Annotated in this window: 16 protein-coding genes; 1 reads left to right on the forward strand and 15 read right to left on the reverse strand. The window is 67.9% G+C overall.

What is annotated here, in order from left to right:
• Positions 1-32: 32 nt before the first annotated feature.
• Positions 33-1646, forward strand: coding sequence for an NAD(P)/FAD-dependent oxidoreductase (locus ACUTAF_RS12365; protein WP_445580240.1), 1614 nt, complete (start codon positions 33-35; stop codon positions 1644-1646).
• On the opposite strand, the gene ACUTAF_RS12370 is transcribed toward ACUTAF_RS12365, so the two are convergent.
• From ACUTAF_RS12370 to dinG, 15 genes are all read right to left on the reverse strand, one after another.
• Positions 1643-2047 carry a hypothetical protein gene (locus ACUTAF_RS12370; protein WP_445580241.1) on the reverse strand — a complete coding sequence of 135 codons (405 nt, stop codon included), beginning with the start codon at positions 2045-2047 and terminating at the stop codon, positions 1643-1645. The genes ACUTAF_RS12365 and ACUTAF_RS12370 overlap by 4 nt on opposite strands.
• Positions 2047-2562, reverse strand: coding sequence for a GNAT family N-acetyltransferase (locus ACUTAF_RS12375; RefSeq protein ID WP_445580242.1), 516 nt, complete (start codon positions 2560-2562; stop codon positions 2047-2049). Before ACUTAF_RS12375 ends, ACUTAF_RS12370 begins: the two co-directional genes overlap by 1 nt.
• A gap of 116 nt (positions 2563-2678) precedes the next feature.
• A complete protein-coding gene (locus ACUTAF_RS12380; protein WP_445580243.1) occupies positions 2679-3011 on the reverse strand; it encodes a Na+/H+ antiporter subunit G in 333 nt (110 codons plus the stop codon).
• Between the two features lie 16 nt (positions 3012-3027).
• Positions 3028-3297: a K+/H+ antiporter subunit F gene (locus ACUTAF_RS12385; RefSeq protein ID WP_397488194.1), complete on the reverse strand. Its 270-nt coding sequence runs from the start codon at positions 3295-3297 to the stop codon at positions 3028-3030.
• The gene (locus ACUTAF_RS12390) at positions 3282-3785 is read right to left on the reverse strand and encodes a Na+/H+ antiporter subunit E (protein WP_445580244.1); all 504 of its coding nucleotides are present in this window, start codon (positions 3783-3785) and stop codon (positions 3282-3284) included. The genes ACUTAF_RS12385 and ACUTAF_RS12390 overlap by 16 nt, the downstream gene beginning before the upstream one ends.
• A complete protein-coding gene (locus ACUTAF_RS12395) occupies positions 3782-5287 on the reverse strand; it encodes a monovalent cation/H+ antiporter subunit D (protein ID WP_445580245.1) in 1506 nt (501 codons plus the stop codon). Before ACUTAF_RS12395 ends, ACUTAF_RS12390 begins: the two co-directional genes overlap by 4 nt.
• Complete coding sequence (locus tag ACUTAF_RS12400) at positions 5284-5613, reverse strand: Na+/H+ antiporter subunit C (RefSeq protein ID WP_445580246.1); 330 nt, start codon at positions 5611-5613, stop codon at positions 5284-5286. The genes ACUTAF_RS12395 and ACUTAF_RS12400 overlap by 4 nt, the downstream gene beginning before the upstream one ends.
• A gap of 1 nt (position 5614) precedes the next feature.
• On the reverse strand, positions 5615-8407 hold the full coding sequence (locus tag ACUTAF_RS12405; RefSeq protein WP_445580247.1) for a monovalent cation/H+ antiporter subunit A: 2793 nt from the start codon (positions 8405-8407) through the stop codon (positions 5615-5617).
• A gap of 392 nt (positions 8408-8799) precedes the next feature.
• On the reverse strand, positions 8800-9261 hold the full coding sequence (locus tag ACUTAF_RS12410) for an outer membrane lipoprotein (RefSeq protein ID WP_445580248.1): 462 nt from the start codon (positions 9259-9261) through the stop codon (positions 8800-8802).
• Between the two features lie 96 nt (positions 9262-9357).
• A complete protein-coding gene (locus ACUTAF_RS12415; protein ID WP_445580249.1) occupies positions 9358-10554 on the reverse strand; it encodes a glycerate kinase in 1197 nt (398 codons plus the stop codon).
• Positions 10555-10688: 134 nt separating this feature from the next.
• On the reverse strand, positions 10689-11336 hold the full coding sequence (gene pdxH, locus ACUTAF_RS12420) for a pyridoxamine 5'-phosphate oxidase (protein WP_445580250.1): 648 nt from the start codon (positions 11334-11336) through the stop codon (positions 10689-10691).
• Between the two features lie 34 nt (positions 11337-11370).
• Complete coding sequence (locus ACUTAF_RS12425) at positions 11371-12027, reverse strand: OmpA family protein (protein WP_445580251.1); 657 nt, start codon at positions 12025-12027, stop codon at positions 11371-11373.
• A 77-nt stretch (positions 12028-12104) separates the two neighbouring features.
• Positions 12105-13250: a serine hydrolase domain-containing protein gene (locus tag ACUTAF_RS12430; protein ID WP_445580252.1), complete on the reverse strand. Its 1146-nt coding sequence runs from the start codon at positions 13248-13250 to the stop codon at positions 12105-12107.
• Positions 13251-13362: 112 nt separating this feature from the next.
• Positions 13363-13788 (reverse strand): hypothetical protein, encoded by a 426-nt coding sequence (locus ACUTAF_RS12435; protein ID WP_445580253.1) that lies wholly within the window; start codon positions 13786-13788, stop codon positions 13363-13365.
• Between the two features lie 123 nt (positions 13789-13911).
• Positions 13912-16056: an ATP-dependent DNA helicase DinG gene (gene dinG, locus ACUTAF_RS12440; RefSeq protein ID WP_445580254.1), complete on the reverse strand. Its 2145-nt coding sequence runs from the start codon at positions 16054-16056 to the stop codon at positions 13912-13914.
• Positions 16057-16136 lie beyond the last annotated feature (80 nt).

Raw genomic sequence — 16136 nt, forward strand, 5'->3', positions numbered from 1 at the left:
CGGATCACCACCGGCCCAGCGGGATACTCGCCATGATTCGCCTGACCGAACTGAAACTGCCCCTCGACCACGCCGAAGACGCCTTGCGCCCGGCCATAGTCCAGCGCCTGGGCATCGACGCCGCGGAGGTGCTCGATTTCAGCGTATTCAAGCGCAGCTACGATGCGCGCAAGAAGTTCGGCGAGATGCCGTTCATCTACACCATCGACTGCGAAGTGCGCGACGAAGCCGCCCTGCTCGCCCGCCTGAGCGGCGACAAACATGTCGGCCCGGCGCCGGACATCGCCTACAAGCCGGTCGGTAAGGCCGAGGCGCCGCTGGCCGAGCGCCCGGTCGTCGTCGGCTTCGGCCCCTGCGGCATCTTCGCCGCGCTGATCCTGGCCCAGGCCGGCCTGCGCCCCATAGTGCTGGAGCGCGGCAAGGAGGTGCGCCAGCGCACCAAGGACACCTGGGGGCTGTGGCGCAAGAACCAGCTCGACCCGGAGTCCAACGTGCAGTTCGGCGAGGGCGGCGCCGGCACCTTCTCCGATGGCAAGCTGTACAGCCAGATCAAGGACCCGCACCACCATGGGCGCAAGGTGCTGCAGGAGTTCGTCAAGGCCGGAGCGCCGGAAGAAATCCTCTACGTCAGCAAGCCGCATATCGGCACCTTCCGCCTCACCGGCGTGGTCGCCGCCATGCGCGAGGAGATCAAGGCTCTGGGTGGCGAGGTGCGCTTCCAGCAGCGCGTCAGCGACCTGCTGATCGAAAACGATCAGCTGCAGGGCGTGGTGCTGGAAAGCGGCGAGCAGATCCTCAGTCGTCACGTGATCCTGGCCCTCGGCCACAGCTCGCGCGACACCTTCCGCATGCTCCACGCCCGTGGCGTGTACCTGGAGGCCAAGCCGTTCTCGGTGGGTTTCCGCATCGAACACCCGCAGTCGCTGATCGACCGCGCGCGCCTGGGCAAGTACGCCGGCCACCCCAAGCTCGGCGCCGCCGACTACAAGCTGGTGCACCACGCCAGCAACGGCCGCTCGGTCTACAGCTTCTGCATGTGCCCGGGCGGCACCGTGGTCGCCGCCACCTCCGAGCCGGAGCGCGTGGTGACCAATGGCATGAGCCAGTACTCGCGCAACGAGCGCAACGCCAATGCCGGCATCGTCGTCGGCATCACTCCCGAGCAGGACTATCCGGGCGGCCCGCTGGCCGGCGTCGAGCTGCAGGAACGCCTGGAATCCCACGCCTACGTGCTCGGCGGGCGCAACTACGAGGCACCGGGGCAACTGGTCGGCGACTTTATCGCCGGCAAGCCGTCGACCGCCCTGGGCGAGGTCACACCGTCGTACAAGCCGGGGGTCAAGCTGGGCGACCTGGCGCCGTCGCTGCCGGACTTCGCCATCGAGGCGATCCGCGAGGCGTTGCCGGCCTTCGCCAAGCAGATCAAGGGCTTCGACCTTGCTGACGCGGTGCTCACCGGCATCGAGACGCGCACCTCCTCACCCGTGCGCATCACCCGCGGCGACGACCTGCAGAGCCTCAACCTCAAGGGCCTGTATCCGGCAGGCGAAGGCGCAGGCTACGCCGGTGGCATTCTTTCCGCCGGGGTCGACGGCATTCGCGTCGCCGAGGCGGTGGCGCGCGATATGCTCGGGTTGAATCGCTAACCAGGCTGGCCCGGCCGAGACCGGCCGGGCCTCGCGAAGCGCAGTGGCAGCACCGACAGCGACAACCCCAACACCAACGTGCCGATAGCCACGACCAGCAGACTGCGGTAGGGCAAGCTGGCGAAGGCATTGGTCCAGAACGCCATCCAGAGCAGCAGGCAGACGCCGCAACCGATCAGGCCGCTGCGCCGGCTGCGGCAGTTCAGCAGCCAGACGGCGTTAAACAGGGCCAGTGCGCCGAACAGATAAAGCGAATGCTGCAGCTGCAGACCATAAGCGATATCGCGGCGCACCCTGCCGACCAGTTGCCGATAGACCTCCAAAGCCCCCTGGTAGAGCAGCAGCGCCAGCAGCATCTGCGCCGCGGCGAGCAGAACGACGGCGCCCAGCCGTCTGAGCATCAAAGGTCCTCGCGACGCAGGCAGCACAGGGTCGAGCGCCCCGAGCCGTTCGGCCGCCGCGCGGGGTCGGCGTAGGTCAGCAGCTCGGCGAAGCCGGCCTTGCGCATCATCCCCGCCGAGGCGGCGTTCTCCTCGTGGCGGTCGATATAGATATCGCTCACCTCCAGGCGCCACAGTTCGGCCACCGCCTCGCCCAACAGGCGTGCGCCCAGGCCGCGACCGACGCAGTCGCGGTGCACCACCGCCTCGCAGATATAGCCATGCAGCTGCTCGGCGCGCGCCGCCGGCTGATGGCGGGCGAAGTCGCGCGTCAGCCGGTAGCTGACGAAACCGAGCAGGCGCCCCTGCTCCTCGGCCAGCACCGCCAGGGTCGCACCGCCGGCGATGGCCTCGAGGTGGCTGCGCACCTCGGCCTCGGGCAGGTGGTTCCAGGGATTGGGGCCGTGCTCGAGCAACAGCCGGCACAGCCCCTCGATATCGCCGGCAGTTGCCTGGCGGCTGGTCATCTCGTTCATTTCCTGTGCTCCTCGAACGATCGAAAGCGCCATCGGCCCGATGGCTCCGTGTCGAAAAGCGCAGTGTAGGGGGCCTTCCGGCGACCCCGACAGCTACAGCTGAAGGCAAGAACTGTTCACTGCTCCCAGGGCCGCCCGCGGGTCCGTTCGCTGAGGTGCAACTTCTGCTGCAAGGCGGCCTTGGCCAGCATATGGGCGCTGACCGGCGCGGTGATGAAGAGGAACAGGGTGATCAGCAGCTCGTGCAGGCTGAGGCCATCGCCGCGGCTGCCGAAGTAGATCAGCGAGGCGATGACCATGCCGCCGACGCCAAGGGTGGTGGCCTTGGTCGGCCCGTGCAGGCGCATGAAGAAATCCGGCAGGCGGTACAGGCCGATGGCGCCGACCAGGGCGAACAGGCTGCCGAGCAGCAGGAACAGGGCGACCAGGCCCTCGATCAGGGTGTCCATGCAGCAGTCTCCGTTCTTATTCGATGATGTCGCCGCGCAGCAGGTATTTGGCCACTGCCACGGTACCGATGAAGCCCATCACCGCAATAAGCAGCGCCGCCTCGAAGTAGAGGTCGGAGCCGAGCCAGATGCCGAATAGCACGATCAGGGCGATGGCATTGATGTACAGGGTGTCCAGAGCGAGGATGCGGTCCGGCATGTCCGGCCCCTTGATCAGACGCGCCAGGGTCAGAACCAGGGCCAGGCCCATGATGCTCAGACAGATGGGTATCACGTAGGCGAGCATGCGAACACCTCCAGCAGCGGCGCTTCGTAACGGGTCTGGATGCTGCGCACCAGCTCGGCTTCATCGTCGACATCGAGACTGTGCACCAGCAGCATGCGCTTGTCGTCGCTGAGATCGGCCGACACCGTGCCGGGCGTCAGCGAGATGATGCTGGCCAGCATGGTCAGCGCCAGTTCGTCGTTCAGCTGCAGCGGCACTTCGACGAAGGCCGGGCGCAGGCGCTCGACCGGGCCGAGGATCAGCTTGGCCACCTGCAGGTTGGCGACCACGATATCGCCCAGCACGCGCAGCAGGAAAAGGGTCAGTTCGAGCGGCTTCTCCACCCGCGGCGGATTGATCCAGAACACCTGGCTGACCAGCGGGATAAGCCAGCCGAGGAAGGCGCCCAGAAGCCAGTGGCCGAGGCCGAAATCGTTGACCAGCAGCAGCCAGACGAAGGTCAGGCACAGGCTCAGCAGCGGATGGGGCAGCCAGCGACGCGCCTTCATGAGGCACCTCCAGCGTGCAGGATCATGCGGTAGCTCTCCAGGTCATGCAGTTGCGTCACGGTGGCGGCGACGTAGCTCAGCGCCGGTTCGGCGAAGGCCACCAGCAGCGGGCCCATCAGCAGCAGGCCGGTGGCTGCCAGGAGACGGCCCTTGTCCAGCTCGGCGCTGTCCAGCTGGCTCAGGCCGACGCGCCAGAACAGCGTGCTGCCGGCACGGCTGAGGGCGATCAGCGTGGCCAGGCCACCGATCAGCACCACCGGCCAGAGGAACAGGCCTTGCCAGCCCGGGCCGACCGCCTGCAGCAACAGCAGCTTGCCGAGAAACCCCGAGAGCGGCGGCAGGCCGGCCACGGAGACGGCGCCAATGAAGAACAGCACACCAAGCAGGTGCGGATTCTGCAGCGCCGCGCCCTGCACCAGCTGGCCACCCTTGACGCCGCGCTGGCGGGCGATCAGGTCGGCCAGCAGAAACAGCGCGCCGGCCACCCAGGTGCTGTGCATCAGGTAGAACAGCGCGGCCTGCAACGCTTCCGCGGTGCCCAGGGCGATGCCGGCCAGCAGGGTGCCCACCGACACCACCACCAGGTAGGCCAGCAGGCCCTGCAGGCTGGTGGCGGCGAAGGCGCCGATCACCCCCAGGCCGAGGGTCAGCAGGGCCAGCGGCCACAGCCACGCCAGCGCCATGTTGGCCAGCTCGCCGGCGCTTTCGCCGAAGATCAGGGTGTACACCCGCAGGATCGAATACAGGCCGACCTTGGTCATGATCGCGAACAGCGCCGCCACCGGCGCAGTGGCCGCGGCGTAGGCCTTGGGCAACCAGAAGTACAGCGGCACGAAAGCCGCCTTGAGGCCGAACACCACCAGCAGCAGCATGCCGGCGGCGCCGATCAGTGCCGCCTGGTCATGATCGGCCGCCGCCACCCGCTCGGCCATGTCGACCATGTTGAGGGTCCCGGTGATGCCGTAGAGCACGCCGACGGCGATAAGAAAGAAGGCCGAGCCGACCAGGTTGAGCACCACGTAGTGCAGACCGGCGCGTACCCGCTCCTTGCCACCGCCGTGCAGCAACAGCGCATAGGAGGCGATCAGCAGGATCTCGAAGAAGACGAACAGGTTGAACAGGTCGCCGGTGAGGAACGCGCCGTTGATGCCCAGCAGCTGGAACTGGAACAGCGCATGGAAGTTTCGTCCGCGGGCGTCATCGCCGCGCATGGCGTAGAGCACCGCGAACAGCGCCAGCACCGCAGTGACCAGCAGCATCAGTGCGCTGAGGCGGTCGAGCATCAGGATGATGCCGAACGGCGGCTGCCAATCGCCGAGAGCATAGATCTGGATGGCGCCCTGGCCGGCCTGCAGCAGCAGGTACAGGCTGACCGGCAGCAACAAGGCGGTAGCGCCCACCGAGAGCACGCGCTTGAGCGGCAGGTTCAGGCGCGCGGCGAACAACAGCAGGCTGCCGACGAACAGCGGCAGCAGGACAGGCAGGATCAACGCATGGTTCATCGATGGTTCTCCCGGCCATCGACATGGTCGGTGCTCAGTTCACCGACGCTGCGCAGCGCCAGCACCACGACGAAGGCGGTCATGGCGAAACCGATGACGATGGCGGTGAGCACCAGCGCCTGCGGCAGCGGATCGGCGTACCGGCTGCCCTGGCCGATCACGGTGGAGGCGCCGCCCTGCAGGCGGCCCATGGCGAAGAGGAACAGGTTGACCGCGTAGGAGATCAGGGTCAGGCCCATCACCACCGGGAAGGTGCGGGCGCGCAGCAGCAGGTAGACGCCGCTGGCGGTGAGGATGCCGAGCGTCACGGCAAACAGTGCTTCCATTTCAGAGTACCTCCTGTCCGGGCTTTTCCTGGGTCAGCTTGCCCAGGTTGGCGAGGATGAGCAGGGTCGCCCCGACCACGGTCAGGTATACGCCCAGATCGAACAGCATGGCGGTGGCCAGTTCGATGTCTCCCACCAGGGGAATATGGAAATGACCGAAGGCAGAGGTCAGGAACGGCCGGCCGAACAGCCAGCTGCCGAGCCCGGTAGTGGCGGCGATCAACACCCCGGCGCCGGCCATGCGGTGATAGTTCAGCGGCAGGCGCGACTGGGTCCATTGCACGCCGCTCGCGACGTATTGCAGGATCAGCGCCACCGCGGTGACCAGGCCGGCGATGAAGCCGCCGCCGGGCAGATTGTGACCGCGCAGGAAGATGAACACGGAAATCAGCAGCGCCATCGGCAACAACACCCGCGACAGCGTGGCGAGGATCAGCGGATGGCGGTCCCGCGCCCAACTGCGCCCCTGCGCATCGGCGTTGGGCTGGAACAGGCGCAGGCCGTCGAGCATGGCATAGATGCCGACGCCGGCGATGGCCAGCACGCTGATCTCGCCGAGGGTGTCGAAGCCGCGGAAGTCGACCAGGATGACGTTGACCACGTTGCTGCCGCCGCCACCGGAAACGCTATTGGCCAGGAAGTAACCGGCGATGCTGTCGTAAGGGCGGGTGAGCACGGCGAAGACGAGCATGGCGACCATCACCCCGCTGCCGATGGCCAGGCCGAAATCGCGCAGGGCGCGCAGACTGCTGGACTCGACGCGGGTCTGCGCCGGCAGGAAGAACAGCGCCAGCATCAGCAGGATGATGGTCACCACCTCCACCGACAACTGGGTCAGCGCCAGGTCCGGCGCCGAGTAGCGGGCGAAGGCCAGCGCCACCATCAGGCCGACCACGCTGAGCATCAGCAGCGAAACCAGGCGCTGGCGGTGGAAGATCACCGTGGCCAGCGCGGCCAGCGTGAGGATGCCCAGCCCCAGCGAGGTGATGCCATCCACCGGGCTCAGCGCCACCGGCCCGCTGAGCTGCGGCAACGGGCCGAGGCCGAGCACCACCACCAGCACGCCGGCGCCGAGCAGAAACGCCAGGTAGCGCTGCAGCGAAGCGTTCTCCAGCCACTGGGTGAACGCCGTGGCGGCGCCGAACAGGCTGACCACCACGCGCTCGAAGATCAGCTTGGCATCGACGCTGGGCATCCCGGCGTACCAGCGGAACAGCGGCTGGCGCAGGGCGTAGACCAGGATGCCGCCGCCCAACGCGACCACGCTCATGATCAGCGGCAGGTTGACCCCGTGCCAGATCGCCAGGCTGTACTCCGGCACGCGGCCGCCAAGGGTGGCCGAGGCCGCCGTGGCCAGCAGCGGCGCCACGGTGTAGGCCGGCAGCATGCCGACCAGCAGGCAGAGGAACACCAGGATCTCCACCGGCACCTTCATGTAGCGCGGCGGCTCGTGCGGCGGATACTTGGGCAGGTTGATCGGCTCGCCGTTGAAAAACACGTCGTGGATGAAACGCAGCGAGTAGGCCACAGAGAACACCCCGGCCAGGGTCGCCGCCGCCGGGATCACCCAGTTGAAGCTGCCCAGCAGGTGCTGGTTGAGCGTTTCGGTGAAGAACATCTCCTTGCTCAGGAAGCCGTTGAGCAGCGGCACCCCTGCCATCGCCGAGGCCGCCACCATGGCCAGCACGGCGGTATGCGGCATGTACTTCCACAGACCGTTGATGCGCCGCATGTCGCGGCTGCCGGTCTCGTGATCGATGATCCCGGCGGCCATGAACAACGACGCCTTGAAGGTCGCATGGTTGATGATGTGGAACACCGCCGCCACCGCCGCCAGGTGCGAGTCGAGGCCGAACAGCAGGGTGATCAGGCCCAGGTGGCTGATGGTCGAGTAGGCCAGCAGGCCCTTGAGGTCATGCTGGAACAGCGCCATGCCCGCGCCGACCAGCAGGGTCGTCAGCCCGGTCAGGCTGACCATGTAGAACCACCATTCGGATCCGGCCAGCGCCGGATACAGGCGCGCCAGGAGAAACACCCCGGCCTTGACCATGGTCGCCGAGTGCAGGTAGGCCGACACCGGTGTCGGCGCCGCCATGGCGTGCGGCAGCCAGAAATGGAAGGGGAACTGCGCCGACTTGGTGAACACGCCGAGCAACACCAGTACCAGAGCCAGCGGGTACAGCTCATGGGCGCGGATCGCGTAGCCGGCGGCGAGCACCTGGGACAGCTCGAAGCTGCCGGCGATATGGCCGATCAGCAGGATGCCGGCGAGCAGCGCCAGGCCGCCGCCGCCGGTGATCGCCAGGGCCATGCGCGCGCCCTTGCGCGCATCGGAGCGCGCCCCCCAGAAGCCGATGAGCAGGAACGACGACAGGCTGGTCAGCTCCCAGAACATCAGCATCAGCAGCAGGTTTTCCGACAGCACCACGCCGAGCATGGCCCCCATGAACAGCAGCAGGAAGGCGAAGAAGCGCCCCATCGGCTCGCTCTTGCCCAGGTAGTAGCGGGCGTAGAGGATCACCAGCAGGCCGATGCCGAGGATCAGCAGGGCGAACAGAAAGCCGAGACCGTCCAGACGCAGGCTGAGGTGCAGGCCCAGTTGCGGCAGCCACTCCAGCTTGACCCGCAGCACCTCGCCGGCGAACACCCCGGGCTGCTGGCTGAACAGCAGCACCAGAGCGATCAGCGGCGCCAGTGCGGCAGCCACGGCGCAGGCGGAACGTCCGAGCCGTTCGGCCAGCACCGGCAGAAACAACCCAAGAAATGGCAAGGCGACAATCAGCGCAAGCGCCATCGGCAAAACCCCTTAATGCAAGCCCGCCGGACATGGCTGGCCCGGCGGCGAGAACTGGAGTCGCAACTCCCTGACGGTGATCATCCGTGCACCACGACGGAGCAGCTAAGTCGTTGTCGGCACAAGAATAACGGCCGATTATCCATAACTATCAATGCACCGTCATGTATTGAATTATTACTAAACGCACCGGCTGCGCGTACAGTCTCACACAAGGGTTGCGACTCGGGAGCCTAACAGCCACAGGCCGATGTCAAAGGCGAACGCCGGGGATCATCCGCGAACGACCGCGACTTGCCATGTTCCGGCGCGGGACCTACCCCAGCCGGCGAGCCGCCGGGGCACAAAAAAGCCGGAGCAACCCGAGGCTGCTCCGGCTCCTGCCCATCACCTTAGTGGGTAACGCGGCTGGTGCCGTTGACGGTCATGATGCGCACCCGTTCGCCGACCCGGAACACCTGGTTCGGCTCGACTTCCTGCACGTAAGCGCGCAGGGTGCCATCGTCCTCGCGCACGGTGATCTCCACGCCCTGGGTGCGGGTCAGGCCCTCCTCGGCCGCCGCGCCGAGCAGGCCGCCGGCCACCGCACCGATCACCGCCATCACCGCGCTGCCGCGCCCGCCGCCGACCGTACTACCGCCGATACCGCCGACCACCGCGCCGGCACCGGCGCCGATGGGCGTCTTGGTGCCTTCGATCTTCACCGGTCGCAGCGCCTCGATGGTGCCCATGCGCACGGTCTGCACGGCCCGGGCCTCGTCGCGACTGTAGCTGTCGCCGGTCAGGCTCGATGCACAGCCACCGAGGGCCAGCAACGCCGCCAGCGAGGTAATGAGCAGAGTGGGCTTACGCATAGCAATTCCTCCAGAAGTTTCGTCATCCATTAGACGCCGCGCCTGGGCGGCTGTCACGGCCATGCCTCTACAATAGTTGATTCGGACAGAGAGGGTTCAGTTAGGTTCGCGCCCCGCCGCGCCGGCGTTGTCCTGACTGCCCTGCCACCGCGGCGCCGCGAGCCGGCTGGCGAGACGCCACAGCCTGGCGATATCCACGGCGCGCGCCTCAAGCTGCTCGGCGGCACCTGCCAGCGCCTGCTCCAGCGAGATCGGCCCCGGCGCCAGGCTGAACGCGGCCTCGATCCCGGCATCGTGGAGGGCCTGGTAGCCCTCACCGAGACTGCCGGCCAGGGCGATCACCGGAACTCCGGCGTGCCTGGCCACCCGTGCCACGCCGACCGGCGTCTTGCCGTGCAGGGTCTGCACATCCATGCGCCCCTCGCCGGTGATCACCAGGTCGGCGCCGGCCATCGCCGCGGCCAGCCCGGACAACTCGGCCACCAGCTCGATACCCGGGCGGAAGCTGGCCGCCAGGAAGGCGCGCGCGGCGAAACCCAGGCCGCCGGCAGCGCCGACGCCGGGAAACTGCGCATGGTCCTCGCCCAGGGTCGCGGCGGCGACCGCGGCGAAGCGGCCGAGGGCGTCGTCGAGCTCGGCGACCTGCTCGGGCGTGGCGCCCTTCTGCGGGCCGAACACCGCCGAGGCCCCACGCGGACCGCACAGCGGATTGTCGACGTCGGCGGCGACCTCGATCCGTACCTCGCGCAGCCGCGCATCCAGGCCGCTCGAATCGAGCCGTTCGAGCGCCGCCAGGGCCGCGCCGCCGGGGCCCAGCTCGCGCCCCCTGGCGTCGAGAAAGCGCACGCCCAGGGCCTGCAGCAAGCCCGCACCGCCATCGTTGCTGGCACTGCCGCCGAGGCCGAGGATGATCCGCCCGGCACCGGCGTCCAGCGCCTGCTTGATCAGCTCGCCGGTACCGAAGCTGCTGGCCAGGCGGGCATCGCGTCGCGCGCGCGGCACCCAGTGCAGGCCGCTGGCTGCGGCCATCTCGATTACCGCGGTGCCCTGCCCCAGCCACCCCCAGTGCGCCGCCACCGGATCGCCCATGGGCCCGCGTACCCGGCACTCGCGGCGCTGACCGCCGACCGCGGCTAGCAGCGCGTCCACCGTGCCCTCGCCGCCGTCGGCCATCGGCCGCAGCAGACATTCGGCGTCGGGGAACACGTGCTGCCAGCCACGGGCGATGGCGGCGGCCACCTCGGGGGCGCAGAGGCTCTCCTTGAACGAATCGGGCGCGATGACGATCTTCATACGGGCGACCTCGGCAGGGGCGAACGCAGCAAAGCGGCGCAGGCGTCGATCATGCCGGCGACGATCCGCCGACCGGGTGCGAGTAGGCTCGCCCATGCCGGCGATCCTGCGCACATGGCCAGCGCTATCGAGGATCAGGGCGCCAGGCGTTCGCGCAACCAGGCCTCGCCCACCAAGCGGTAATCGAGGCGGTCGTGCAGGCGGCTCGGCCGGCCCTGCCAGAACTCGATGCGCTCGGGCAGCAGGCGATAACCGCCCCAGTGCGGCGGGCAATGCGGTGCCTGGTTGAGAAAACGCCGCTCGGTCTCGGCCAGCAGCCCCTCGAGCTCGGCGCGATCACGGATCACCCGGCTCTGCGGCGAGGCCCAGGCGCCGATACGGCTGCCCAACGGGCGGACTTGGTAGTAGGCGTCCGACTCGGCCTGGGAGACCCGCTCCACCCGTCCTTCGATGCGCACCTGGCGTTCCAGGGCGGGCCAGAAGAAGGTCATCGCGGCGAATGGACGGGCCGCGAGCTGGCGCCCCTTGGCGCTGTCGTAGTTGCTGAAGAAGGTGAAGCCCCGTTCATCGAGGCCCTTGAGCAGCAGCACCCGGCAATGTGGCCTGCCCTCCTCGTCCACCGTGGCCAGGGTCATGGCGTTGGGTTCGACCGGCAACTGCTCGGTCTTCACCGCATCGTCGAACCACTGGCGGAACAGGGCGAAAGGCTCCAGCGGGGCCTGGGCTTCGCTCAGGCCGTCGCGTGTGTAATCGCGCCGCATATCGGCAAGCGTCTGGATCATGGCAGTTCCTCAGTACCGGGAAATGCCGCCAAGCTTACTCGGTCTTACCCAGCTTTCCTTGATCTGCGGCAGCTACCTTGGGTCCGGCATTCGGGGCGAGCCCGGCCGGTTTGCTGTACTTGGCGATCAGGCCGAGCATGGTGTCACGCGAGGTCAGCAGGATCTCCACGCGGCGATTGAGGGCGCGACCGGCGGCACTGTCGTTGGCCGCGCGCGGCATGTCCGAGCCCAGCCCCATGAGCTGAAGGCGGTTCTGCTTGAGGCCGCTGAGACGGAAGATCGAGGTCACGGCGCGTGCACGCTGCTGGCTGAGATCGCGATTCCGTGCGGCGTCGCCGCTGCTGTCGGCGTGCCCGAGCACCACCACGGCGACGTCCTCGTCAGCCTCCAGCAGCTTGGCCACGCGGCTGATCGGCCCGAGGCTCGCCGGCAACAGCATGTGCGGGCGGTCCGGGTTGAACGCCTTCTGCACCGGAGCGGTCACCACCAGCAGGTTCTCGCGGCGCTCGAATTCGAAGTCGCTGCCCTTGACCGCCTCACGCACACGCGGCTCGTACTCGTCGAGCCAGGCCCGGGTGACCTGGGGCGGCGGCATGACGGCAGCCGCCTTGGCGACCTCCTTCTTTTCCGATCCGGCGCAGCCGGCGATCAACAGGCAGCAAGTGAAGGCGAAGATCTTATTGGCGCGCATGAAGCCCCCCGGCTCTAACAGTCAAAACGGATTTTTTCATTGTTGATAAGTCTCTGTAGGGCAGTTTAGACCGCCTGTCACAGGCATTGCGCCAACTCGCGCGCAAGTTTTTGCGCACGCGGGTCCATTAAGACGAACGGTCCAAGATTGTTGGTGACGAAGCCAAACGCCACGTCGCGCTCGGGATCGGCGAAGCCGCTGGAGCCACCCGCGCCGGGATGACCGAAGGCGCGCGGGCCCATGCCGTAGGTGGCGTTGCCCAGCTGCGCCTGGTCGAGCATGCAGCCGAGGCCGAAGCGGGTGCTGGTGAGCAGCGTGCGGTCCTCGCCCACGCAGTGCTCACGGGTCATTTCGCCGAGTAGCTCGCCATCCAGCAGACTGCCGTCGAGCAGGCCGGCATAGAAACCGGCCAGGCTGCGTGCGTTGCCGTGGCCGTTGGCCGCCGGCTGCTGCATGCGCCGCCATTCGGGCTTGTTGGTGCTGGTCATGATCGACGGCGGGTTGGTGAAGGCGCGCGTGCTCAGCGCACCCGGCTCGCTCATCATCACCCGAAGCAGGCGCTGCGCCGCGGCGTCGCCGAGGTTGCCCTTGCCGCGGGCGATATGCGCCACCCGGTGGAACTCGTCGTCGGCCAGGCCGACATGCAAGTCCAGGCCTAGCGGCTTGGCGATGCGCGCGGCGATGCTCTCGCCGGGGCCGCGCCCTTCGACGCGGCGGATCAGCTCACCGATCAGCCAGCCGTAGGTGATGGGCGCATAGCCGTGGCCCTCGCCCAACGCCCACCAGGGCGCTTCGGCGGCCAGCGCGGCTGTCATCGTCTGCCAGTCGTACAGGGCCTCGGCCGGCAGCATCTGGTGCAGCGCCGGCAGGCCGGCCCGGTGGCAGAGCAGATGACGCAGGCTGATGCGCTCCTTGCCGGCGGCGGCGAACTCGGGCCAGTAGCGCGCCACTGGCGCATCCAGGTCGAGCTTGCCCTCGCCCACCAGCTGCAGGGCGACGACAGCGGCGAACGGCTTGGTGCAGGAGAACAGGTTGAGGATGGTGTCACCGTGCCAGGCCTGCTGGCCGTCCTTGTCCATCACCCCGGCCCAGATATCCACCACGGTCTCGCCGCTGATCTGCACGCAGAGCGCGGCGCCGCGTTCCTGCGGGTCGTCGAACAGCGAGGCGAAGGCGTCCTTGAGAGGTTCGAACCTGAGGTCGAAGTAGCCTTGAATCTGCACAGGGAGGATCCTTGCCGGCGAAAAGCGCGAATGTTGCCACGCCTCGCCCGAGGATGCAGCACCTGGAGCCGGCGGCGGTACCGCCACCGGCCGAGCGGTCATGGGCCCAGGCTTACTCGACCGGCGCCTCGTCCACCTCGTCGCGCGCTGCCTGCCGGTCGAAGACGCTCTGCAGGTTCAGGCTGGCCGCTACCGAGGCGGCGGTGCTCGACACCACGCTCATGGCCTTGGCCAGCCCCGAAGTCTCGTCGGAGCGGGCCACCGCGGAGGTACTGCTGCCGCGGTTGTCGCCGCGGCTGGCCAGGCCCTTGCCATGACCGCCGGCTTCGGCCTGGCCGCTGCGCCCCACGCCGCCGCCAACGCCCGCGCCACCATCGCCTCGACCGCCACCGGCACCACCGCGGCCGCCACCGCCGTTGCCACCTCCGCCACCGCCTCCTTCCCTGGCCTCGGCGGAGTCCAGCAGGACACTGCCCGGCGGCGCCGTCAGCGCCGCCATCATTAGCGCGCAGGCGCCAGCCGCCAGCAACTTAGTCATTCTCGTAGCCATGTTGCCCTCCCGATCTCGGGTAACCACCATTGCGTCGGCGTGCAAGCCACCGACGTTCATTGGAGTGGCGTTTCGCTTGCGGGTTCGGCGCCGCTGACCAGCGGCCGCAGCTCAGTCGACCTGTCGGCGAAACGGCGGCAGGGCATTCAGGATTGCCTTGCCATAACGCTGGGTGACCACCCGCCGGTCCAGCAGGGTGATGGTGCCGCGGTCGGCCTCGGTGCGCAGCAGGCGGCCGCAGGCCTGCACCAGGCGCAGGGAGGCGTCCGGCACGGCGATTTCCATGAAGGGATTGCCGCCGCGCGCCTCGATCCATTCGGCCAGCGCCGCCTCCACCGGATCGTCCGGCACGGCGAAGGGAATCTTGGCGATCACCACGTGCTCGCAGTAGGCGCCGGGCAGGTCGACGCCCTCGGCGAAGCTGGCCAGGCCGAACAGCACGCTCTCCTCGCCGGAATCGACGCGCGCCTTGTGCTTGTTCAGGGTCTCTTGCTTGGACAGGTTGCCCTGGATGAACACCCGCTTGCGCCAGTCGCGATCCAGGCCGTCGAACACCTCCTGCATCTGCTTGCGCGAGGAGAACAGCACCAGGGTGCCGCGACTGCCTGCCACCAGGGCCGGCAGCTCGCGGATGATCGCCGCCGTATGCGCGGCAGCCTCACGCGGGTCGGCCTTGAGGTCGGGCACGCGTAGCAAGCCGGCATCGGCATGATGGAAGGGGCTCGGCACAATGGCGCTGACCGCCACCTTGGGCAGGCCGGCACGCATGCGGTAGCGCTCGAAGGTGCCCAGCGCGGTCAGCGTGGCCGAAGTCACCAGGGCGCCATGGGCGACGTTCCACAGGTTGCGCCGCAGCGTCTCGGCGGCGAGGATCGGGCTGGCGTTGACCTCGATGTCGAACAGCGCACCGCTCTCGGCCAGGGTCAACCAGCGCGCCATCGGCGGACTGTCCTCGGGGTCTTCGGCGGTGAAGGCCAGCCACAGCTCCCAGTTGCCCTTGGCCCGCGCCATCAGACTGCCGAACAGCGGATACCATTCCTCGGCCTGGTGGCTGGCGATACCCACCGCGCCCTCGCCGTCCATGGCTTCCTTGAGCAGCTCGGTGACGCCGGTGAACAGGTCGTTGAGCTTGGAGAAACCCTTCTTCAGCTCCAGCCCCAGCTCGGTCAGATGCTCCGGCACCACGCCGCCGACGAAGCGATGGCGCGGGCGCTCGCGGCCCTCCATGTCCTCGCCGGCCTTGAAGTCGGCGAGCTGCTCGCAGGCGGCGAACATGAACTGCTGCTGGGTCTTGAGCTCGCGGGCCAGCTCCGGCACCTGCTCGATCAGGCGGCCGAGATCGCCCGGCAGCGGGTTCTGCGCCAGCAGCTTGGTCAGGTTCTTGTCGATCTGGGTCAGCCAGTCGGCCGTGCTGCGCAGACGGGTGAAGTGGGCGAAGTGGCCGATGGCCTTGTCCGGCAGGTGGTGGCCCTCGTCGAACACGTAGATGGTCTCGCGCGGGTCGGGTAGCACGGCGCCGCCTCCGAGGGCCAGGTCGGCCAGGACCATGTCGTGGTTGGTGACGATCACATCGACCTTGCCCATGCCCTCGCGCGCCTTGTAGAAGGCGCACTGCTGGAAGTTCGGGCAATGGCGGTTGGTGCACTGGCTGTGATCGGTGGTCAGTTGCGACCAGCGGCTGTCCTCCAGCTCCTCGGGCCAGCTGTCGCGGTCGCCGTCCCACTTGTTGCCGGCGAGCTTCTCGATCATCGCGGTGAACAGCTTCTGGCCCTGCTCGTCGACATCGATACGAAAGCCCTCCTCCTCGAACAGCTGGGCGGTGGCGCTCTGCGCGGCGCCGTCCTGCAGCAGGTGGTCGAGCTTGGACAGGCACAAATAGCGGCCGCGGCCCTTGGCCAGGGCAAAGCTGAAATTCAAGCCGCTGTTGCGCAACAGATCCGGCAGGTCCTTGTGCACGATCTGCTCCTGCAGGGCGACCGTGGCGGTGGCGATCACCAAGCGCTTGCCGGCGGCCTTGGCGGTGGGAATGGTGGCCAGGCTGTAGGCCACCGTCTTGCCGGTACCGGTGCCCGCCTCCACCGCGACCACGGCGGGCTCGCCCAGGCGCTTGCCCTCGTCGTCGGTCTTGATCGCGCCGAGCACCTTGGCGATCTCGGCGATCATCAGGCGCTGGCCATAGCGCGGCTTGAGCGACTTGGCCTCGAGAAAGCGGGAATAGGCGCCCTGGATCTGGGACTTGAGTTCGATGCTGAGCATGGGGATCTGGAGACGGAAAAGGCTGGATAAATTTTCAGTATTGGCGAATCGGCCGCTATCATAGCGCGCCAATCGATCCG

The sequence above is a fragment of the Pseudomonas sp. SP16.1 genome (genome assembly GCF_052682975.1).

Bases quoted from the DNA above. Each gene is read 5' to 3' on its own strand.
- dinG (WP_445580254.1), bottom strand. From the start codon at position 16,056: ATGCTCAGCATCGAACTCAAGTCCCAGATCCAGGGCGCCTATTCCCGC.
- ACUTAF_RS12400 (WP_445580246.1), bottom strand. From the start codon at position 5,613: ATGGAAGCACTGTTTGCCGTGACGCTCGGCATCCTCACCGCCAGCGGC.
- ACUTAF_RS12415 (WP_445580249.1), bottom strand. From the start codon at position 10,554: ATGAAGATCGTCATCGCGCCCGATTCGTTCAAGGAGAGCCTCTGCGCC.
- pdxH (WP_445580250.1), bottom strand. From the start codon at position 11,336: ATGATCCAGACGCTTGCCGATATGCGGCGCGATTACACACGCGACGGC.
- ACUTAF_RS12425 (WP_445580251.1), bottom strand. From the start codon at position 12,027: ATGCGCGCCAATAAGATCTTCGCCTTCACTTGCTGCCTGTTGATCGCC.
- ACUTAF_RS12370 (WP_445580241.1), bottom strand. From the start codon at position 2,047: ATGCTCAGACGGCTGGGCGCCGTCGTTCTGCTCGCCGCGGCGCAGATG.
- ACUTAF_RS12365 (WP_445580240.1), top strand. From the start codon at position 33: ATGATTCGCCTGACCGAACTGAAACTGCCCCTCGACCACGCCGAAGAC.
- ACUTAF_RS12410 (WP_445580248.1), bottom strand. From the start codon at position 9,261: ATGCGTAAGCCCACTCTGCTCATTACCTCGCTGGCGGCGTTGCTGGCC.
- ACUTAF_RS12390 (WP_445580244.1), bottom strand. From the start codon at position 3,785: ATGAAGGCGCGTCGCTGGCTGCCCCATCCGCTGCTGAGCCTGTGCCTG.
- ACUTAF_RS12385 (WP_397488194.1), bottom strand. From the start codon at position 3,297: ATGCTCGCCTACGTGATACCCATCTGTCTGAGCATCATGGGCCTGGCC.
- ACUTAF_RS12375 (WP_445580242.1), bottom strand. From the start codon at position 2,562: ATGAACGAGATGACCAGCCGCCAGGCAACTGCCGGCGATATCGAGGGG.
- ACUTAF_RS12395 (WP_445580245.1), bottom strand. From the start codon at position 5,287: ATGAACCATGCGTTGATCCTGCCTGTCCTGCTGCCGCTGTTCGTCGGC.
- ACUTAF_RS12380 (WP_445580243.1), bottom strand. From the start codon at position 3,011: ATGGACACCCTGATCGAGGGCCTGGTCGCCCTGTTCCTGCTGCTCGGC.
- ACUTAF_RS12435 (WP_445580253.1), bottom strand. From the start codon at position 13,788: ATGACTAAGTTGCTGGCGGCTGGCGCCTGCGCGCTAATGATGGCGGCG.
- ACUTAF_RS12405 (WP_445580247.1), bottom strand. From the start codon at position 8,407: ATGGCGCTTGCGCTGATTGTCGCCTTGCCATTTCTTGGGTTGTTTCTG.